This is a genomic window from Sphingomonas sp., from assembly GCF_017745215.1.
In the GTDB taxonomy this organism is placed as follows: domain Bacteria; phylum Pseudomonadota; class Alphaproteobacteria; order Sphingomonadales; family Sphingomonadaceae; genus Sphingomonas.
Genome location: NZ_JAGHZV010000002.1, coordinates 195350 through 214448 on the forward strand (window position 1 = coordinate 195350; position 19099 = coordinate 214448).

General features: G+C 68.8%; 17 protein-coding genes. 7 read left to right on the forward strand and 10 right to left on the reverse strand.

Translation table 11 applies throughout. From position 1 onward, the window contains the following. The 3 genes from J7495_RS03525 to recA form a co-directional block, all read right to left on the reverse strand. Window positions 1-624: a glutathione S-transferase gene (locus J7495_RS03525; protein WP_294054696.1), complete on the reverse strand. Its 624-nt coding sequence runs from the start codon at window positions 622-624 to the stop codon at window positions 1-3. After that, a complete protein-coding gene (locus tag J7495_RS03530) occupies window positions 621-1100 on the reverse strand; it encodes a hypothetical protein (RefSeq protein ID WP_294054697.1) in 480 nt (159 codons plus the stop codon). The genes J7495_RS03525 and J7495_RS03530 overlap by 4 nt, the downstream gene beginning before the upstream one ends. 500 nt (window positions 1101-1600) lie before the next feature. After that, window positions 1601-2680: a recombinase RecA gene (gene recA, locus J7495_RS03535; protein WP_294054698.1), complete on the reverse strand. Its 1080-nt coding sequence runs from the start codon at window positions 2678-2680 to the stop codon at window positions 1601-1603. A gap of 317 nt (window positions 2681-2997) precedes the next feature. Between recA and J7495_RS03540 the strand changes: the two genes are divergently transcribed. Beyond that, window positions 2998-4476 (forward strand): glycerol kinase, encoded by a 1479-nt coding sequence (locus J7495_RS03540; protein WP_294054699.1) that lies wholly within the window; start codon window positions 2998-3000, stop codon window positions 4474-4476. A gap of 53 nt (window positions 4477-4529) precedes the next feature. Further along, a complete protein-coding gene (locus J7495_RS03545; RefSeq protein WP_294054700.1) occupies window positions 4530-5258 on the forward strand; it encodes an SIMPL domain-containing protein in 729 nt (242 codons plus the stop codon). A gap of 21 nt (window positions 5259-5279) precedes the next feature. Here the strand turns inward: J7495_RS03545 and J7495_RS03550 are convergent, their stop codons facing one another. The 3 genes from J7495_RS03550 to J7495_RS03560 form a co-directional block, all read right to left on the reverse strand. After that, window positions 5280-5912, reverse strand: coding sequence for a hypothetical protein (locus J7495_RS03550; protein ID WP_294054701.1), 633 nt, complete (start codon window positions 5910-5912; stop codon window positions 5280-5282). Window positions 5913-6009: 97 nt separating this feature from the next. Next, the gene (locus J7495_RS03555) at window positions 6010-6615 is read right to left on the reverse strand and encodes a hypothetical protein (protein ID WP_294054702.1); all 606 of its coding nucleotides are present in this window, start codon (window positions 6613-6615) and stop codon (window positions 6010-6012) included. A 132-nt stretch (window positions 6616-6747) separates the two neighbouring features. Beyond that, window positions 6748-8448, reverse strand: a complete 1701-nt coding sequence (locus J7495_RS03560; protein ID WP_294054703.1) for a class I adenylate-forming enzyme family protein — start codon at window positions 8446-8448, stop codon at window positions 6748-6750. A 211-nt stretch (window positions 8449-8659) separates the two neighbouring features. On the opposite strand from J7495_RS03560, the gene J7495_RS03565 reads away from it, so the two are divergent. The 5 genes from J7495_RS03565 (at window position 8660) to J7495_RS03585 (ending at window position 15344) form a co-directional block, all read left to right on the forward strand. Then, complete coding sequence (locus J7495_RS03565) at window positions 8660-9886, forward strand: serine hydrolase domain-containing protein (protein ID WP_294054704.1); 1227 nt, start codon at window positions 8660-8662, stop codon at window positions 9884-9886. 111 nt (window positions 9887-9997) lie between these two features. Beyond that, window positions 9998-12025 (forward strand): 3-hydroxyacyl-CoA dehydrogenase NAD-binding domain-containing protein, encoded by a 2028-nt coding sequence (locus J7495_RS03570; RefSeq protein WP_294054705.1) that lies wholly within the window; start codon window positions 9998-10000, stop codon window positions 12023-12025. 132 nt (window positions 12026-12157) lie between these two features. Next, the gene (locus J7495_RS03575) at window positions 12158-13312 is read left to right on the forward strand and encodes an acyl-CoA dehydrogenase family protein (protein WP_294054706.1); all 1155 of its coding nucleotides are present in this window, start codon (window positions 12158-12160) and stop codon (window positions 13310-13312) included. Window positions 13313-13329: 17 nt separating this feature from the next. After that, complete coding sequence (locus J7495_RS03580; protein ID WP_294054707.1) at window positions 13330-14439, forward strand: acyl-CoA dehydrogenase family protein; 1110 nt, start codon at window positions 13330-13332, stop codon at window positions 14437-14439. Beyond that, the gene (locus J7495_RS03585) at window positions 14439-15344 is read left to right on the forward strand and encodes an acyl-CoA thioesterase II (RefSeq protein ID WP_294054708.1); all 906 of its coding nucleotides are present in this window, start codon (window positions 14439-14441) and stop codon (window positions 15342-15344) included. The genes J7495_RS03580 and J7495_RS03585 overlap by 1 nt, the downstream gene beginning before the upstream one ends. A 1-nt stretch (window position 15345) precedes the next feature. On the opposite strand, the gene J7495_RS03590 is transcribed toward J7495_RS03585, so the two are convergent. From J7495_RS03590 to J7495_RS03605, 4 genes are read right to left on the reverse strand one after another with little or no spacing between them, the layout of a single operon-like run. Continuing rightward, the gene (locus J7495_RS03590; RefSeq protein ID WP_294054709.1) at window positions 15346-16059 is read right to left on the reverse strand and encodes a TonB-dependent receptor; all 714 of its coding nucleotides are present in this window, start codon (window positions 16057-16059) and stop codon (window positions 15346-15348) included. Between the two features lie 56 nt (window positions 16060-16115). Then, on the reverse strand, window positions 16116-16916 hold the full coding sequence (locus J7495_RS03595) for an SDR family NAD(P)-dependent oxidoreductase (protein WP_294054710.1): 801 nt from the start codon (window positions 16914-16916) through the stop codon (window positions 16116-16118). Next, on the reverse strand, window positions 16913-17932 hold the full coding sequence (locus tag J7495_RS03600; RefSeq protein WP_294054711.1) for a phosphotransferase family protein: 1020 nt from the start codon (window positions 17930-17932) through the stop codon (window positions 16913-16915). Before J7495_RS03600 ends, J7495_RS03595 begins: the two co-directional genes overlap by 4 nt. Next, the gene (locus J7495_RS03605; protein ID WP_294054712.1) at window positions 17929-19014 is read right to left on the reverse strand and encodes a Zn-dependent alcohol dehydrogenase; all 1086 of its coding nucleotides are present in this window, start codon (window positions 19012-19014) and stop codon (window positions 17929-17931) included. The genes J7495_RS03600 and J7495_RS03605 overlap by 4 nt, the downstream gene beginning before the upstream one ends. Window positions 19015-19099: the final 85 nt, after the last annotated feature.

The following is a 19099-nucleotide window of genomic DNA, read 5'->3' on the forward strand; positions in this document are numbered from 1 at the left end:
TCACGCATAGGCATAGGGCCCACCTTTCGCGAGCGCGGCCTGATAGGCGGGGCGGGCGTGGATCGTTTCGAGCCAGCGGGCGATGTGCGGGCGGCCTTCGGTGGCGCCGGCGCGGGCGACCGCGGCTTCGAGCGGGAAGCTCATCATCACATCCGCCGCGCTGATCTCGTCGCCCGCGAACCAGGGGCGCTGGGCAAGCTCGCCCTCGACATAGTCGAGATGGACGTCGACCATCGGGCGGAAGCGCTTCTGCGCCGCCTTGCCGAACAGCGGCACGCGGCTGAGCACCAGCGTGACGAACAGCGGCGGCATCAGCGAACCCTCGGCATAATGGAGGAAATGGCGGTAGCGCAGCACCGCGTCGCGATGCGCCGCCGGGCCGAAGCGGCCGTCGGCCTTCTCGACCAGATATTCGACGATCGCGCCGGTCTCCGAGATCGCGATCCCGCCGTCCTCGATCACCGGCGACTTGCCGAGCGGGTGGACGCGGCGCAGCTCGGGCGGGGCGAGCATCGTCTTGGGATCGCGCTTGTAGGTGACGATCTCATAGTCGAGCCCGAGCTCCTCGAGCAGCCAGAGTACGCGCTGCGAGCGCGAATTCTCGAGATGGTGGACGGTGATCATGCGGCTTCTCCTTGCGGGCGGCGCGAGCGCTGGCGCGCTGCTACCGACTTGATGATGACGTGGCCCGCGCCTCCGCCTGCGCCCTCGGGCGTCGGCGAGCGGCCGTGCGCCTCGGCCGCGACGAGCAGCTCGTGCACGCGGGGGTCGTCGAACTGGGTGACGTCCTTGAGGCAGAGGTAGCGGCCCTGCCGCCCCTCGCCCTCGAGCGGCCCGTGCGGGTCGGCGAGCGAGGCGCCGTAATAGAAATAGAGCAGCACCCGGCGCGGATAGACCGCGAGCGAGATCGCGACGTCGGCGGTCTTCGGCGTCGAGGCGAAGCCGATCGCGAGTGCGTTGTAATTGTCGTAGACCAGCTCGAACGCGCCCGGGAAACGGCTGCGGAGCCGGGCTCGGGCGGCGCGAACACGATCGGCCAGCCCGGGCTCAAACCGCGCGATGAAACGCTCGACCCGGGCTTCGCTATCGTCGCCGCTCATGCCGCTCTCCCAGGGTGGGAGTCGAACAAGTCGGCCCGGGCTGCAAGCGGAAAAGCGGTCGCTTTGCGCGGTTTCCGGGGGAGGTTTCCCGGTTCCTGTCGACGCGACATACGGCCGAACGGCTATCTCTCCAGTCTGGCGCGAGCGCCCACTCCCGCCGTCATCCCGACGAAAGCCGGGACCCAGGGCCGCGAGCGGTGCGCTTCGTAACCCTGGGTCCCGGCTTTCGCCGGGATGACGGCTAGAAAGGCAAAGACGTCCCAAAGGCCGCAGCCTCCGCTATCCTTTCCGCCCCGCCGCCCTCCCGCGAACGCCGGAAAGGCCCCGGCGACAAAGCGCGCCGGGCCTCCCGATGGGAGCTGGTCCCGTGACCGCATCGCGAACGGCGCGCGCGGCCGAAAGTCTTGAGCTCGAACGTTGCGAACATCGTTCACCCGGGGCCCTGCCCGGCGGTCATCACAAGCCGCACACCACCCCGAGGGGCAGCAGCGGCTCGCGCCTCAAAGCTCGTCGTCGTCGCCTTCGCTGCCGCCGACCATCATCTCCTCGGCGACCTGCGCGGTGCGGCCGCGGATCGCAGCCTCGAGCCGGTTGCAGACGTCGGCATTCTCCTTGAGGAAGGTCTTGGCGTTCTCGCGGCCCTGGCCGATGCGGACGCTGTCGTAGCTGAACCACGAGCCCGACTTTTCGACCAGCCCGGCCTTGACCCCGAGATCGAGGATCTCGCCGATCTTCGAGATGCCCTCGCCGTACATGATGTCGAACTCGACCTGCTTGAACGGCGGCGCCACCTTGTTCTTCACCACCTTCACGCGGGTGGTGTTGCCGATGATGTCCTCGCGGTCCTTGATCTGGCCGGTGCGGCGGATGTCGAGGCGCACCGAGGCGTAGAACTTCAGCGCATTGCCGCCCGTGGTGGTCTCGGGATTGCCGTACATCACGCCGATCTTCATGCGCAGCTGGTTGATGAAGATCACCATGCAGCGCGAGCGGCTGATCGAGCCGGTGAGCTTGCGCAGCGACTGCGACATGAGGCGCGCCTGCAGGCCGACATGGCTGTCGCCCATCTCGCCCTCGATTTCCGCCCGCGGCACCAGCGCCGCGACCGAATCGACCACCAGCACGTCGATCGCGTTCGAGCGCACCAGCGTGTCGGTGATCTCGAGCGCCTGCTCGCCGGTGTCGGGCTGCGACACGATCAGCTCGTCGATGTTGACGCCCAGCTTCTTGGCATAGACCGGATCGAGCGCATGCTCGGCGTCGACGAAGGCCGCGGTGCCGCCGTTCTTCTGCGCCTCGGCGATGACGTGGAGCGCGAGCGTCGTCTTGCCCGAGCTCTCCGGCCCATAGACTTCGATCACGCGCCCGCGCGGCAGCCCGCCGACGCCCAGCGCGATGTCGAGTCCCAGCGACCCGGTCGAGATCGCCTCGACCTGCATCGCCTCCTTCGAGCCCAGCCGCATCGCGCTGCCCTTGCCGAAGGCGCGGTCGATCTGCGCGAGCGCGGCGTCGAGCGCCTTCTGACGATCGTTGTTCGGAGCTGCCATCTTGTTGTCGATCACCTTGAGAGAAGCCGCCATGTCGATGCCCTCGCCGCTAGTGGATGTCCACTGTTCGTTCAATGCCGTGAACAGCGTGTACGTGAAATGTTCTCACGGAACAAGAGGGGAACTGTTGGAAATTTTCACAACCCTGAACGCCTGTTCGCGAAACGCGCGAAAGAGCGCGTTTCGAGGCGGTGCCGGCCCACTCCCCCGCCCGGCCACCCATAGAATACCCTGGCGTTGGGTGGCCGGGCGGGGGAGTGGGCCGGCACCGCCATGCGCCATGAGGCGCATTCCCAAACAGACTCCGCGCCCGCTTCCCCAACCGCATCGCGCGCGCTAGCCTCGCGCGCATGGGAGAGGCATTGCTCGTCATCGACGAAGGCACCACGTCCACGCGCGCGATGCTGTTCGCGCCCGACGGCCGCTGCCTCGCCACCGAACAGCGCGAGCTGACCCAGCATTATCCCGCCCCCGGCCTCGTCGAGCATGACGCCGCCGAGATCTGGGAGCGCACCCTCGCCTGCGCCGCCGCGATGGTCGAGCGCGCGGGCGGCGCCGAGCGGATCGCCGCGATCGGCATCACCAACCAGCGCGAAACGGTGGTGTTCTGGGACCGCACCACCGGCGAGCCGCTCGCACCCGCGATCGTGTGGCAGGACCGCCGCACCGCCGCGATCTGCCGCGACTTCAAGGACCAGGGCGAGGAGCCCGGCGTCCAGGCACGCACCGGGCTGCTGCTCGACCCCTATTTCAGCGGCACCAAGATCGGCTGGGCGATGGCGAACTGGCCGCAGCTTGCCGAAGCGGGCGACCGGCTCGCCGTGGGCACGATCGAGAGCTGGCTGGTGTGGAAGCTGACGGCCAACGAAAACCGGGGCGGGCTTCATATCACCGACGCGACCAACGCCAGCCGCACCTTGCTGATGGGCCTGGGCTCGGGCGCGTGGAGCGATGGCCTCATCGAGCTGTTCGGCGCGCCGCGCGAGGCGCTGCCCGAGATCGTCGACTGCGCGGGCCGCTTCGGCGAGACGCGGCTGTTCGGCGCGCCGATCCCGATCTGCGGGCTCGCCGGCGACCAGCAGGCAGCGACGGTCGGCCAGGCGTGCCTTTCGCCCGGCGACACCAAGGGCACCTATGGCACCGGCGCCTTCGTGCTCACCAATGCCGGCAACCGCCAGCCGCGCTCGTCGAACCGGCTGCTCGCCACCGTGCTCTGGCAGCTCGGCGGACGGCGGACCTATGCGCTCGAAGGCTCGGTGTTCGTCGCGGGCAGCCTGGTGCAATGGCTGCGCGATTCGGTGAAGCTGATCGCGACCTCGCAGGAGACCGAGGCGATCGCGCGCTCGGTGGCCGATAACGGCGGGGTCTATCTGGTGCCGGCGCTCTCGGGGCTGGGCGCGCCCTGGTGGGAGCCCGAGGCGCGCGCGGCGATCACCGGGTTGAGCTTCGCGACCGGGCGGGCGCATATCGTCCGCGCGGCGCTCGAGGCACAGGCGCACCAGAGTCACGATTTGAAGACTGCCTTCGCCGCCGATGGGGCGGACTGGGGGCGGCTGCGCGTCGACGGCGGGATGGTGACCAACGACTGGATCGCGCAGGACCTGGCCGACATCCTGGGGATCCCGGTGGACCGGCCGGCGTTCGCCGAGACGACCGCGCTGGGCGCGGCGATGCTCGCGGGGGTGGGCTGCGGGTGGTTCGCGGACCTGGAGGCGGCTTCGGCGATGCGCGGCGCGGGGACGACGTTCGAGCCGGGGATGGACGCGCGGGTTCGCGAGACGCGGCTCGAAGGATGGTCGCGGGGGGTTCGGTCGGTGGTTGGACAGTGACATCCTTCCGATACAATGTATCATCTCTCTCGAAACAACCCGAGGAGGAGAGGATGCGTCATTTGCTCAAGCCCTGGCTCGCGCTTGCGCCGCTGGTGGTGCTCGCGGCCTGCGCGCCGCCGCGGCCCGATCCGCGCGGGGTGCGGCCCGAGGAAGTGCTGCTCCAGGTCAGCGCCACCGGCCAGGCCGATACCACGCCGGACCAGGCGCGCTTCCAGATCGGCGTCTCCTCGATCGGCGCCGACGCCCAGGCCGCGACTGCGGCGAACAATGCCAAGATGCAGGCGGTGATGGCCGCGCTCAAGGCGCTGGGCGTCACCGATGCCGATGTCCAGACGCGCCAGCTCACCGTCGCGCGCCAGGACTGGGGTCCCAACAAGGGCAAGTTCGAAGCGAACAACGTCGTCGAGGTGCGCGTGCGCGACGTCGCCAAGGCCGGCCCCGCGATCGCCGCGGCGACGCAGGCGGGCGTCAATGTGATGTGGGGCCCGAACCTCAGCATCGCCGATCCCGAGGCGAGCGGGCGCAGCGCCTATGCCGCCGCCTACAAGGCCGCGCGCGCCCGGGCGGAGGCCTATGCCCAGGCGGCGGGGATGAAGGTCGCGCGCGTGCTGCGGATCAGCGATGTCGGCGGCGTCACGGTGCCGCTCCCGCCGATGGCGGCGTATGAAGCCATGGATCAGGCGCGCGTGGCGGCGGCTCCGGTCGCGCCGCCGGTGATGGCGGGGACGAGCACGCAGCAGGTGAGCGTAAACGTCGACTTTGCGCTCGCACCCAAATGAGGTCGAGCCCGGCGCGCGGGATCAATCGCGCGCCGGGCAATTCCAGCCGTCGGCGGTGGTGCGCAGCGGCGCGTCGGAGAAGAAATAGCGGCGGAACTCGAGGTCGCTGAACGCGCTCGGCCAGGTCCCGCGCTTGTAGACGAAGCGAGCGGGGCCGGCGCCGCGCAGCTCGAAGGCGTCGACGCCGAGCCGGTAGCAGAGGTCGCCAGGCAGCTTGACCACCTGACGCTCCAGCCCCGCCCAATGCTCGCGCACGCCCGCGCGCGACGAATCGATCCAGCGCATCGAGAGCCCGCACAGCCCGAGCAGCCCCAGCCCGACCAGGAACAGGAGGCCGCGCTGCCACTTGCCGTTGAACAGGAGGAGCAGCAGCACCCCGCCCCCTCCCAGCGCAAGCGTGAGGACCAGCGGGGCGTGGACGCCGTCGTTGGGCGTGTCGGGGATGGTGCCGAGCGCGGCCCAGTGCCAGCCGATCACGCCGATCGCGCCGAGGCAGATCAGCCAGGCGAGCGCGCGCAGCAGCCGCTTGACGGGCCCGGAGCGCGGATAGGGCGTCCCGGCCTCGCCCTCGTCCTCTGCGTGATGCGAGAGCATCGCTTCGATCTCGGCCCGCTCCACCGCCGAAACGCCCCGCAGCGCATCGTCCTGGCTCATCGATTCCCCCGCCTTGCCCTGCGCGAGCATAGCGGGCGAGCGACGCGGCGTCTCGTGCCGTAACGGTACTGTTACCGCGTCATGGCCGTGGGTGCCCCTAGCCCCACATCTCCCGGAATTCCCCCGGCCAGAAGCGGCACGGCGCGATCATGATCTGGTCGGTCACTTCCGGGAGCACCAGCAACGGCAGCGGCGCCGACTTGAGGATACCGTCGGGCAAATGCTTCCGGTCGACGAAGATCGACGTCATCAGCGTGGGGTACGCCGGGCTCAGCCGCTCGGGGATCGCGATGCCGCGCTTCCGCAGCATCTCGTCCGCGAGCAGCGCGCCGAAGGCGACGAGCTCGGGGTCGTAGGGATAGCGTTCCTTGAAGCTGTAGAGCGCGTGCGCGGTCTCGAACATCGGCTCGGGATCGGCGAGGCTCGCCGGGTCGAGCGAATAGAGCGCGTCGGCCGGCGCGTTGAGCTTGCCGCCGGCGCCCTCGGTGCTGAACAGGATGCGGTTGGCCTGGACGATCACGCCCCACGCCAGCCGGCCCTCGCTGAGCAGCGCATCCTGGCTCTCGAACAGCGCCTGCATATCGCTGTCCTGCGCGAGCCACGCGGGCGGGCGCATCCGCCAGCTCCGTCGCAACCAGCCGATCCGGCGCGGCGCCGGGCCCATCGCGCGCTCGATCGCGCCGAGAATCGCTGCATAGTCCATCAAGGGAGGGTTCTAGGGTTTGGCTCCTCGGTCGTCATCCCGGCGAAAGCCGGGACCCAGGGCCACGGGCGATGTGGCTTGCTGCCCTGGGTCCCGGCTTTCGCCGGGATGACGGCTTTGAGATGGGTTGAGCTAAGCGACCCCCTCGCCTGCGAACATCGCCTTCAGCTCGCGCTTCAGGATCTTGCCGTTGGCGTTCCTGGGCAGCGTCTCGGGGACGAACTTGATCGACACCGGTACCTTGAACCCCGCGAGCCGCTCGCGCACCCAGGCCTGGAGCTCGGCCTCGCTCGCCTCGCTCCCCGGCGCGAGGTGCACCACCGCGGCGGGCTCCTCGCCCAGCGTCTTGTGCGGCACGCCGATCAGCGCCGCGTCGGTCACTGCCGGGTGCGCGTAGAGCACGTCCTCGACTTCGCTCGAATAGATGTTCTCGCCGCCGCGGATCACGATGTCCTTCGCCCGGTCGACGATGTAGAGGAACCCCTCCTCGTCGATCCGCGCGAGGTCGCCGGTGCGCACCCAGCCGTCGACGAACGTCTCGGCGGTCGCCTCGGGCTTGTTCCAATAGCCCTTCACGATCATCGGCCCGCGCGCCCAGAGCTCGCCGACCTCGCCGACGCCGAGCTCGCGCGTCGCATCGACGTCCATCACCTTGATGTCCGCTGGCGCGACCGGCTGGCCGGCGCTGTTGGGGCGCGTCAGATAGTCCTCGGCCGAATGCTGGGTGACGGTCGCGGTGGTCTCGGTCATCCCCCAGCCGTTGCCGGGGAGCGCGCCGAACTCCTCGTAGATGCGCTTGACCAGCTCGGGCGCCGAGGGCGCTCCCCCATAGGCGATCGTGTCGAGGGTCGAGAGGTCGTAGTTGCCGCGCTCGGGATGCTCGAGCAGCTGCCAGGCGATCGTCGGCACGCCGCCGGTCTGGTTGACCTTCTCGCGCTGGATGATCTCCATCGCGAGGACGGGATCCCATTTGTGCATGAACACCATCGTGCTGCCCGCCGCGATCACCGTCATCATCGCGGCGCTGCAGGCGGTGACGTGGAACAGCGGGATCACGAGCAGCACCACCTTGTGCGGCGGCATCTCGGGCGGGATCTCGCCCCGGCGCAGCATCGCGCGCGCCGCGGTATAGCCGCTCGACAATATGTTGGTGACGAAGTTGCGGTGCGTGCCGAGCGCACCCTTGGGGTGGCCGGTGGTGCCGCTGGTGTAGAAGATCGTCGCTTCGTCGTCGGGCAGCACCTCGACGTCGGGCAGGCCGATGTCGGGAAGCGAGCCCCAGTCCTTCGAGGTGCCGATCAGCACCTCGAGCCGGCTCGCGCCCTCGATCTCGCCGCGGCCGCGCGCGACCACCACCTTCTCGAGCGCGGGCAGCTTGTCATAGCATTGCTTGAGCCGGTCGTGCCGCTCGCCGTCGACGACGAGCAGCTTCGCGCCCGAATCGAGCATCGCATATTGGAGCTCGCTGCCGGTCCACCAGGCGTTGAGCGGCACCGCGATCGCGCCGATGCTCACGATCGCGAAGAACGCCACCGGCCATTCGGGCAGGTTGCGCATCGCCAGCGCGACGCGGTCGCCCTTCCCCACCCCTGCCTCGCGCAGCTTCGCCGCGAAATGGCAGACCGCGCGGTAATGCGCCTCGTAGGTGACGCGCTCGTCCTTGTAGACGGTGAAATCGCGCTCGCCGTACGCCCGCACCAGCTGGGTGAGCACGCGGAGGCTGGGCGGCGCCTGTTTCCACACCCGCGTCGGCACGCCGCGGATCTCCACCGTCTCGGTCTCGAACCTGGCACCCGGTGCCGTGAGCAGCGCCTTCACCTGGTCATGCGACATGGCCGGCCACGCCGGATCGATGGGGACGATCGGTTCGGGAGTCGCTGTCGGCACTGGGTCTCGCTCTCCGTTGTCGAAACTCGGGTTTGCCCCCGGCTTCCTCGGTTGCTTTCGAACTAATGTTGATTCATGGCGCGCTCAAGGCAATAGGAAAGGCGCCGCGCGCCGGCACTTGTGGCCGAACGATTCGAAAATGGGGTATGTGTCTCCGATGTTGCCAGCCCGTCCCGAGGACCATGGATTCGACGCTGCCCGCCTCGCGCGGATCGATGCCTATCTGAAGGCGCGCTACCTCGACACCGGCCGGCTGCCGCACACCCAGCTGCTCGTCGCGCATGAGGGCGAGGTCGTCCATTTCTCGCACCAGGGCCTGGCGCGCGCCGATTCGGACATGAAGGTCGACGAGACGACGCTGTTCCGCATCGCCTCGATGACCAAGCCGGTCACCAGCCTGGCGTTCATGATGCTCGTCGAGGAATGCAAGGTCGGGCTCGATACCCCGGTCGAGCAGGTGCTCCCCGAGTTCAAGGACGTCGGCGTGTTCAACGGCGGCGGCGCGGGGGTGCCCTTCCTCACCAAGGCTCCGGCCGAGCCGATGCGGATGATCGACCTGCTGCGCCACACCTCGGGGCTGACCTACAGCTTCCAGCAGCGCAGCAACATCGATGCCGCCCATCGCGAGGGCAAGCTCGAGAACTGGTACGACAATCTCACGCTCGACGAGTTCGTCGCTGCGGTGGGCAAGCTGCCGCTCGAATTCTCGCCCGGCACCGCCTGGAACTATTCGGTCTCCACCGACATCCTCGGCGCGGTGGTCCAGCGCGTCTCGGGCCAGGGGCTTGGCGACTTCTTCCGCGAGCGCATCTTCGCGCCGCTCGGCATGGACGACACCTTCTTCGTGGTCCCTGAGGACAAGGTCCATCGCCTCGCCGACTGCTGGACGCTGGTGCCGGGCAAGGGCCGCGTGATGTTCGATCGCGCCGAGGAGTCGCTGTGGCGGCTGCCCCCGCGCAACATATCGGGCGGCGGCGGGCTGGTCTCGACTGCGCTCGACTATCACCGCTTCTGCACGATGCTGCTGAACAAGGGCAGCCTGGGCGGCGTCCGCCTCGTCTCGCGCAAGACGATCGACCTCATGACCGCCAACCATCTGCCCGGCGGCGGCGATCTCGCCTCGATGTCGACCTCGCTGTTCAGCGAGACGACCAACGCCGGCGTCGGCTTCGGGCTGGGTTTCGCCGTGACCACCGATTCGGCGAAGACGATGATCCCCGGCTCGGTCGGCGAATTCTACTGGGGCGGCATGTTCTCGACCGCCTTCTTCGTCGATCCGGTCGAGCGGATCACCATGGTGTTCATGACCCAGGTGAGCCCCTCGACCGCCTTCACGATCCGGCGCGAATTGAAGACGCTGATCTATTCGGCCCTATCCACTTAGCCGTCACCCCGGCGAAAGCCGGGGCCCGGGAGTCGCGGGCGATGTCCTGCGTGGCCCTGGGTCCCGGCTTTCGCCGGAATGACGGATGAATTCGAGACCAGGAGAGACCCAATGACGTCCCCCATCACCACCGAACGCCATGGCGACGTGCTCGTCATCCTCTCGGACAATCCGCCGGTGAACGCGCTCGGCGCGGCGGTGCGCCAGGGGCTCCAGGCCGGCATCCAGGAAGCCGCGGGCGACGACAGCGTCAAGGCCGTGGTGATCGCCTGCAAGGGCCGGACCTTCTTCGCCGGCGCCGACATCACCGAGTTCGGCAAGCCGATGATCGATCCGCCGCTGCCGATGCTCGTCGACCAGATCGAGGCGCTCGACAAGCCGGTCGTCGCCGCGATCCACGGCACCGCGCTGGGCGGCGGCTGCGAAGTCGCGCTCGCCTCGCACTATCGCATCGCCGTGTCCTCGGCGAAGATCGGCCTGCCCGAAGTCAAGCTCGGCATCCTCCCCGGCGCGGGCGGCACCCAGCGGCTGCCGCGCGTCGCCGGCATCGCGCTCGCGCTCGAGATGACCACCAAGGGCGATCCGATCTCGGCCGCGCAGGCCAAGCAAGCGGGCCTGGTCGATCGCATCGCCGAGGGCGAGCTGCTCGCCGATGCGATCGCCTTCGCGCAGGAAGTCGCCGACAAGCGCCCGCTGCCGCGCGCGAGCCAGGGCAATGTCGCCGCCACGCCCGAGGACTTCGAAGCCTTCCGCAAGGCCAACGCCAAGCGCTTCCGCGGCTATGAGGCCCCCGCGGCGATCATCGACCTGCTCGAGAAGACCGCGACGCTGCCCTATGCCGACGGCGTGATCCTCGAGCGCCAGGGCTTCATGAAGCTCGTCATGGGCGTCCAGTCGGCGGCGCAGCGCCACATCTTCTTCGCCGAGCGCAAGGCTTCGAAGATCGACGGCATCGCCGACGACATCGCGCTGCGCCCGATCGCCAGGGTCGGGGTGATCGGCGCGGGCACGATGGGCGGCGGCATCTCGATGAACTTCCTGTCGGCGGGCATCCCCGTCACCATCGTCGAGATGGCGCAGGAAGCGCTCGACCGCGGCACCGGCATCATCCGCAAGAACTATGAAGCGACCGCCGCCAAGGGCCGCCTCACCGGCGAGCAGGTCGAGAAGGCGATCGGCCTGCTTTCGCCCACGCTCGACTTCTCGGCGCTCGCCGACTGCGACCTGATCATCGAGGCGGTCTATGAGAACATGGACGTGAAGAAGGAGATCTTCACCAGGCTCGACGGGCTGGCCAAGCCGGGCGCGATCCTCGCGTCGAACACCAGCTACCTCAACGTCGACGAGATCGCCGCGACCACCTCGCGGCCGCAGGACGTGCTCGGCATGCACTTCTTCTCGCCGGCGAACGTGATGAAGCTGCTCGAGGTCGTCCGCGGCGCCAAGACCGCGCCGGACGTGCTCGCAACGGTCATGGACCTGTCGAAGAAGATCAAGAAGGTCGCCGTGGTCGCGGGCGTGTGCCACGGCTTCATCGGCAACCGCATGCTTGAGCCGCGCCAGGTCGAGGCGATGAAGCTGCTGATGGAAGGCGCGACCCCGGCGCAGGTCGACAAGGTCCATGTCGACTTCGGCATGCCGATGGGGCCGTTCCAGATGTCGGACCTCGCCGGCGTCGACATCGGCTGGCACCGCGATCCGACGCGCATCGAGAACATCCGCGACGCGCTCGCCGCCGAAGGCCGCTGGGGCCAGAAGACCGGCAAGGGCTGGTATGATTACGACGAGAAGCGCAACCCGACGCCCTCCGCGCGCGTGGCCGAGATCATCGACGAGTTCCGCAAGAAGAGCGGCGCCACCCAGCACGAGGTGACCGAGGAGGAGATCGTCGAGCGGACGCTCTACACGATGGTCAACGAAGGCGCGCTGATCCTCGCCGAGGGCATGGCGCAGCGCGCGTCGGACATCGATGTGGTGTGGATCTACGGCTACGGCTGGCCGCCGTACCGCGGCGGTCCGATGTTCTGGGCCGATACGGTGGGCTTGAAGAAGATCGTCGCGGGGCTGGAGAAGCACGGCTTCAAGGTCGCCGACCTGCTCCGCGAAAAGGCCGAGAAGGGCGAGCGGTTCACGTCGTAACCGCAAGCGAAAAATGGCTGATCGCGCCTCCCTTCACTCGTCATCCCGGCGGAAGCCGGGACCCAGGAGTCACAAGCGGTGTCCCCTACAACTCTGGGTCCCGGCTTTCGCCGGGATGACGGAGGTTGATCAATGACCGAAGACCTCGACCAATTCCGCGCCGAAGCCCGCGCCTGGCTGGAAGCCAACTGCCCGCCCGCGATGCGCGAGCCGATGCGCAGCGAGAAGGACGCCTGCTGGGGCGGGCGCAACTTCGTCTTCGCCTCGTCCGAGCAGCGGCAATGGATGGAGCGGATGGGCACACGCGGCTGGACCGTGCCCGACTGGCCGAAGGAATACGGCGGCGGCGGGCTCAGCCCGGCCGAGACCAAGATCCTCCGCGAGGAATTGAAGCGCATCAACGCGCGCAACCCGCTCAACAGCTTCGGCATCTCGATGCTCGGGCCTGCGCTGCTCAAATACGGCTCCGAGGAACAGAAGCTCGAGCATCTCCCGAAGATCGCGCGCGGCGAGATCCGCTGGTGCCAGGGCTATAGCGAGCCCAACGCCGGCTCGGACCTCGCAGGACTCCAGACCTCGGCCGAGGACATGGGCGACCATTTCCTCGTCAACGGCCAGAAGGTCTGGACCAGCTATGCCGACGAGGCCGACTGGATCTTCTGCCTCGTCCGCACCGACAAGACCACCAAGCAGGCAGGTATCAGCTTCCTCCTGTTCGACATGGCGAGCGAAGGCGTCTCGACCAGGCCGATCCTGCTGATCAGCGGCTATTCGCCCTTCTGCGAGACCTTCTTCGACAATGTGAAGGTGCCCAAGGGCAACCTCGTCCACCAGCTCAACAAGGGCTGGGACGTCGCGAAATACCTCCTCGGGCACGAGCGCGAGATGATCTCGGGCTTCGGTTTGGCGGCGGGGGCCGATCCGCTGGTCGAGGCGGCGCGCGCTGGGGTCGACCCGGTGCTCCGCGCGCAGATCGCGCTGTTCCAGGTGCGCACGCGAGCGTTCGCGGCGTGCTCGGAGAAGTTCATCGACGAGCTCAAGGCCGGCAAGGCGCACCCGGCCCAGCCCTCGATGATGAAATATTACGGCACCGAGCTCAACAAGACCCGCCACGAGCTGCTGATGGCCGCGGGCGGATCGGACCTGCTCGAATGGGAGTCCGACCGCTCGAGCCACGGCGCCGCCCCGCGCGCCTGGCTGCGGACCAAGGCCAATTCGATCGAGGGCGGCACGAGCGAAGTGCAGCTCAACATCATCGCCAAGCGGATCCTGGATCTGCCCTCCTGACGAAGCGAGAAGCGGCCATGCCCCTCTACCTCACCGAAGACCAATCGCTCCTCCGCGACACCGCGCGCGAGTTCGTCGCCGAGAACGCGCCCGTCGCCCACCTCCGCCACTTGCGCGACGCGAACGACGCGACCGGCTTCTCGCGCGACCTCTGGCGCGAGTTCGCAGCGATGGGCTTCACCGGCATCCTCATCCCCGAGGCCGAGGGCGGCCTCGGGCTCGGCCATGTCGAGGCGGGCGTCGTCCTCGAGGAGATCGGGCGCAACCTCTCCCCCTCGCCCTTCCTCGCCACTGCCGTCGCCGCCGTCGCCGCGCTCGACCGCAGCGCCGCGCGCGAGCGCTGGTACCCGGGCATCCTCGCCGGCGAGAGCGTCGCCGCGATCGCGCTCGACGAGGGCCGCAAGTTCACCGCCGCGCCCGAGACCACCGTCGCCACGCGCTCGGGCAACGGCTTCACCCTCTCGGGCGCCAAGCAGTTCGTCCACCACGCGCATGTCGCCGACCTGCTGCTGGTCTCCGCGAGGACTGCGGGCGGCGCCACGATCTTCGCGGTCGACCCCAAGGCCAATGGCGTCGACGTCACCCCCGAGCGCCTCGCCGATTCGAGCATTGCCTCGCGCATCGCCTTCGCCAACGTCCAACTCGACGCCGATGCCGTGATCGGCGAAGTCGACCACGGCGGCGCGGTCCTCGCCCGCATCCTCGCCGCGGGGCGCACCGGCGCATCGGCCGAGCTGCTCGGGGTCGGCTCGGGCGCGATGAGCATGACGGTCAGCTATCTCAAGGAACGCAAGCAGTTCGGTGTCGCGATCGGCTCGTTCCAGGCGCTCCAGCACCGCGCCGCGCACCTCTATTCGGAGATGGAGATCGCCCGCGCCGCCACGCTCAAGGCGCAGCAGCTGCTCGACGCCGGCGAGGACGCCGAGGAAGCCGTCGCGGTCGCCAAGGCGATGACCGGGCTCGCCACCACGCTCGCGGTGCAGGAAGGCATCCAGATGCACGGCGGTATCGGCATGACCGACGAATATGATATCGGTTTCTATATGAAACGCGCCCGAGTCCTCGCCGAACTGTTTGGCGACAGCAATTTCCTCGCCGACAGCCTGGCGAGGTCGGCGGGATACTGATGGCTGCCGACAATCCGCCCGAGCGCGCCGAGACGCCCGAGGGGCTGGTCGCCCAGCTCATCGCCCTGCTCACGGTCGAGGAGCTCGACACCGACCTCTACCGCGGCCCGCGCCAGCCCGGCGGAGTGGGGCGCGTGTTCGGCGGGCAGGTGATCGCCCAGGCGCTCCAGGCGGCGCAGCGCTCGGTGGAGGACGGCAAGGCGGCGCATTCGCTCCATGCCTATTTCATGCGGCCGGGCGACGAGGATCATCCGATCATCTACCGCGTCGTCCGCGACTTCGAGGGGCGGAGCTTCGCCACGCGCCGCATCATCGCGATGCAGAAGGGCCAGCCGATCCTCAACATGGCCGCTTCGTTCCAGCGCGAGGCCGAGGGGCTGCACCACCAGGCCGACATGCCCGAGGTGCCGCCGCCCGAGGACCTCCGCTCGGACCGCGACCTGCGCGAGGAGATCCGCGAGCAGGTGCCCGAGAAGCTCCGCCGCTTCTTCCTGCGCGCGCGGCCGATCGAGATCCGTCCCTGCGCCCCGCGCAGCTGGTTCGCGCCCGAGAAGCAGGCGCCCGTCCAGCACGGCTGGTTCAAGGTCGCCGCAGCGCTCCCCGACGAGCCGGCGCTCCACCGCGCGATGCTCGCCTATGCCAGCGACATGATGCTGCTCGGCACCTGCATGCTGCCGCACGGCGTCACCTGGATGACCGGCAATGTCCAGACCGCGAGCCTCGACCATGCCGTGTGGCTGCACGAGCCCTTTCGCTTCGACGACTGGCTGCTCTACACCACGGACAGCCCCTGGTCGGGCCATTCGCGCGGCTTCAACCGCGGCCGCATCTACACGCGCGACGGCCGCCTCGTCGCAAGCACCGCGCAGGAGGGGCTGATCCGCCTGCGCGAGCCGTCCAGCTGAGTTACTTGGGCCGCACCACCATGTTGTACGGCACGTAGAGGAACACGTCGGTCAGCCCCGCGCGCGACCATTCCACCGGCCGGTCGAGCCCCCGCACCTCGACGCCATAGTCCGGCCCCAGCCGCGCCGCGATCGCCTTGGCGTCGGTGGCGATGATGTCGAGGATCTCGCCGCGGAACTTGTCGGGCCCCACGATCGACAGCGTCAGATCGTCCTCGTCGCCGCGGACCTCGGCGCGGCCGTCGAGCGGAATCGCCTTGAGAAACTTCCTGATCCGGTCGCGCGCCGCCGCCCCGTCGACGCCGTTGCCCAGCCGCACCTTGGCGAGGAAGCTGGTCGCATTGGTGTCGGGCCGGTTGTCGTTGCTCATCGGCAGGTTGCGGTAATTGGCGAGCGTCAGCGGCTCGACGATCTCGTCGTTCGCGGTCGCCAGGTCGATGCCCGACTTGGCGGCGAGCTCGATCGCGCTCTTCACGGTGTTCAGGATTTCGGCGCGGCGCTTGTCGCCGTCGCGCGTGTCGCCGACGATGCGGACGTCGACGATCGCGAAATCGGCAGCGCGGCGCAGGCCGACCACCGGCCGGCTCTCGTCGAACCCGTCCATCTGGCGCCGCGCGCCGGTCACGACGATCTCGGCGTCGTTGAGGTCCTGCGCGAGCGCCGGCACGGGCAGCAGCGACAAGGCGCCGATGATGATGCGATGGAACGTCTTCATGATCCTCTCCCCAGCTGATCGAGGGGGATGATCCGGCACCATCGTGCCCAAGTCAATCAAACCGCGGTCTTGCCGAACTCCTGCCGCGTCACCGGATGGCTCGAGGAAAGCCCGCCGTCGACCACCCAGGCCTGGCCGTTGACGTAGCTCGCTTCATCCGAGGCGAGGAAAGCAGCGACCTGCGCGATCTCGTCGGGCACGCCTGCGCGGCGCAGCGGGTTGAGCCGGCCGATCTTTTCCTCGACGCCCTTCTCGCGCGCATAGTCGAACGCGCGCTGGGTCATGCCGGTCTCGATCAGCCCGGGACAGATCGCATTGACCCGCACGTTCGAGCCCGAGAGCTGCTGCGCCGCGGTCTGGACGAGGTTGATCACGCCCGCCTTCGATGCCGAATAGGCTGCCCCGCCCGCGCCCGAGCGCAGCCCGGCGACGCTCGCGGTGCAGATCACCGCGCCCCTGCCGCGCTCGACCATCCTGGGCGCACCGTGCTTGATCGCGAGGAAGGGGCCGATCAGGTTGACGCGGAGCACGTCGGTCCAGAGTTCGACGCTCTGCTCGAAGATGCTGTCGATCCCCCCGGCGATCCCGGCATTGGCGAAGAACACGTCGAGCCCGCCGAACGCCGCGCAGGCGCGCGCAACCGCGGCTTCGACATCGGCTTCGCTGCCCGCGTCCATCTGGAGCGCCTGCGCGGTGCCGCCGGTCATGGCGATCAGCTCGGCGGTCTCGTGCACCGCGTCGGACTTGTCGGCGCAGAGCACCGACCCGCCCTCGCCCGCGAACAGCCGCGCGCTCGCCCGCCCGATCCCCGAGCCCGCGCCGGTGACGATGATCGACTTGCCCGAAAAGCGCATCATTCCGCTCCCGCTTTCTGTGCAAACCCCCACGCCGCCGCAACCAGCCCCGGCAACCGCTCGACCGTCTTCGCCGCCTGCGCCGAGGAAGCGTTGCCGTCGATCAACCGCTTCTTGATCCCCTGGACGATCCCCACGAGCCGGAAGAGGTTGTAGGCGAAATACCAGTCGAGCTGCGGCACGCCGTCGCGGCCGGTGGCGGCGCAATAGCGCTCGACCATCGCCTCGAGCGTCGGGATGCCCGTCTGGGGCCCGGCGAGCCCCTTCACGCCCGAGCGGCCCTCGGGCTCGGTCGCCCAGCTCATCAGGAAATAGGAGAAGTCGGCGAGCGGATCGCCGAGCGTCGACAGCTCCCAGTCGAGCACCGCGAGCACCCTGGGACCCTCGGCCGCGAAGATCATGTTGTCGATCCGGAAGTCGCCATGAACGATCGAGGTGCGCGTCTGCTCGGGGAGCGTTTGCGGCAGGAACTCGATGAGCCTGTCGACCTCGGGCAAGTCGTCGGTCTGGCTCGCGCGATATTGCTTCGACCAGCGCTCGACCTGGCGCGCGAAATAATTGCCCGGCTTGCCGTAATCGCCCAGCCCCACCGCCTCGTAATCCACCGCATGCAGCGCCGCGAGCGTGTCGACGATCGCATTGTAATGCGCGGTGCGCTCGGCTGGCATCATGCCCGGCAGCGCGCCGTCCCACAGCGTGCGGCCCTCGACCATCTCCATGATGTAGAAGGGCGCGCCGATCACCTCCGGATCCTCGCAGAGTCCATAGGGTCGTGCGACCGGGAAGCCGATCGGATGCAGCGCCGCGATCAGCCGATGCTCGCGCTCCACCGCATGCGCCGAGGGCAGGATCGGCCCGAACGGCTTGCGGCGGAGCACATAGGACCCGCTCGCCGCGTCGATCCGATAGGTTGGGTTGCTCTGCCCGCCGGAGAATTTCTCGACCGCGGAGAGCCCCGAGAACCCCTCGACATGCGCGTCCATCCAGGCGGCGAGCCGGGCCTCGTCGAGGTCGCTCATGGGAAGACGATCACCGAACGCACACTGTCCCCCTGGCGCAGCTTGTCGAACGCGTCGTTGACCTGCTCGAGCGCGATCCGCTCGGCGACCAGCGTGTCGAGGTCGAGCAGCCCGTCGAGGTACATCTGCACCAGCCGCGGCATGTCGATCGGGAAGCGGGTGGAGCCGAGCAGCGAGCCCTGGATCTTCTTGCCGGTCAGGAAGGTCGGACCGGGCAGGCTGACGTTGCCGCCCGGCGCGATCATGCCGAGGATCGTCGCGGTGCCGCCGCGGCGCAGGATCGTCCAGGCGAGCTCGGCGGTGTTCGGCCGGCCCACCGCTTCGATCGCATAATGGACGCCGCCGCCGGTGAGCTTGAGCACGTCCTTGGCCAGCGTCTCGGCGCCGGCGTCGAGCGCGTGCGTCGCGCCCATCTTCATCGCCAGCGCGCGCTTCTCCGGCACCGGATCGATCGCCAGAATCATCCCCGCGCCGGCAATCTTCGCCGCGTTGATCGCGGCGAGCCCGATCCCGCCGGCGCCGATCACCGCGACGCTTTCGCCGGGGCGCACGCGGCTGTCGTTGAAGATCGCCCCCGCGCCGGTGATCACCGCGCAGCCGAGCAGCGCCGCGCGGTCGAGCGGCATGTCCTTGCTGATCGCGACGCAGGCGTTCTCGTGCACCAGCATCTGCTCGGCGAAGGCGGAGAGGTTGAGGAACGGTGCCAGCGGCGTGCCGTCGGCGAGGCTGAGGCGCGGCGCGGCGTCCTTGGGACGGCGGGTCGAGGGATCGATGCACAGCGATGGCCGGCCGCTGACGCACATCTCGCACGCGCCGCAGAAGACGGTGAAGAAGGTGATGACATGGTCGCCGGGGCGGATGTGCGCGACGCCCTCGCCCACTGCCTCGACCACGCCCGCGGCTTCGTGTCCGGGGACGGTGGGCATGGGGTGCGGGAAGGCGCCGTCGACGAAGTGCAGGTCCGATCGGCACACCCCCACCGCCGCGGTGCGGATCAGCACTTCGCGCGGGCCGGGGGCGGAGACCGCCACTTCTTCGATCGAGAGCGGCTTGCCGGCTTCGTGGAGAACTGCTGCTTTCATCCTACCTCTTCTACGTCATCCCGGCGGAAGCCGGGACCCAGGGTTGCAGAGGGCATCGCTTGTGGTTCTGGGTCCCGGCTTTCGC

What these genes read in the sequence shown, in the direction of transcription:
- J7495_RS03525 (WP_294054696.1), bottom strand. Translation starts at nt 624, where the DNA reads ATGATCACCGTCCACCATCTCGAGAATTCGCGCTCGCAGCGCGTACTC.
- J7495_RS03530 (WP_294054697.1), bottom strand. Translation starts at nt 1,100, where the DNA reads ATGAGCGGCGACGATAGCGAAGCCCGGGTCGAGCGTTTCATCGCGCGG.
- recA (WP_294054698.1), bottom strand. Translation starts at nt 2,680, where the DNA reads ATGGCGGCTTCTCTCAAGGTGATCGACAACAAGATGGCAGCTCCGAAC.
- J7495_RS03540 (WP_294054699.1), top strand. Translation starts at nt 2,998, where the DNA reads ATGGGAGAGGCATTGCTCGTCATCGACGAAGGCACCACGTCCACGCGC.
- J7495_RS03545 (WP_294054700.1), top strand. Translation starts at nt 4,530, where the DNA reads ATGCGTCATTTGCTCAAGCCCTGGCTCGCGCTTGCGCCGCTGGTGGTG.
- J7495_RS03550 (WP_294054701.1), bottom strand. Translation starts at nt 5,912, where the DNA reads ATGAGCCAGGACGATGCGCTGCGGGGCGTTTCGGCGGTGGAGCGGGCC.
- J7495_RS03555 (WP_294054702.1), bottom strand. Translation starts at nt 6,615, where the DNA reads ATGGACTATGCAGCGATTCTCGGCGCGATCGAGCGCGCGATGGGCCCG.
- J7495_RS03560 (WP_294054703.1), bottom strand. Translation starts at nt 8,448, where the DNA reads ATGTCGCATGACCAGGTGAAGGCGCTGCTCACGGCACCGGGTGCCAGG.
- J7495_RS03565 (WP_294054704.1), top strand. Translation starts at nt 8,660, where the DNA reads ATGTTGCCAGCCCGTCCCGAGGACCATGGATTCGACGCTGCCCGCCTC.
- J7495_RS03570 (WP_294054705.1), top strand. Translation starts at nt 9,998, where the DNA reads ATGACGTCCCCCATCACCACCGAACGCCATGGCGACGTGCTCGTCATC.
- J7495_RS03575 (WP_294054706.1), top strand. Translation starts at nt 12,158, where the DNA reads ATGACCGAAGACCTCGACCAATTCCGCGCCGAAGCCCGCGCCTGGCTG.
- J7495_RS03580 (WP_294054707.1), top strand. Translation starts at nt 13,330, where the DNA reads ATGCCCCTCTACCTCACCGAAGACCAATCGCTCCTCCGCGACACCGCG.
- J7495_RS03585 (WP_294054708.1), top strand. Translation starts at nt 14,439, where the DNA reads ATGGCTGCCGACAATCCGCCCGAGCGCGCCGAGACGCCCGAGGGGCTG.
- J7495_RS03590 (WP_294054709.1), bottom strand. Translation starts at nt 16,059, where the DNA reads ATGAAGACGTTCCATCGCATCATCATCGGCGCCTTGTCGCTGCTGCCC.
- J7495_RS03595 (WP_294054710.1), bottom strand. Translation starts at nt 16,916, where the DNA reads ATGATGCGCTTTTCGGGCAAGTCGATCATCGTCACCGGCGCGGGCTCG.
- J7495_RS03600 (WP_294054711.1), bottom strand. Translation starts at nt 17,932, where the DNA reads ATGAGCGACCTCGACGAGGCCCGGCTCGCCGCCTGGATGGACGCGCAT.
- J7495_RS03605 (WP_294054712.1), bottom strand. Translation starts at nt 19,014, where the DNA reads ATGAAAGCAGCAGTTCTCCACGAAGCCGGCAAGCCGCTCTCGATCGAA.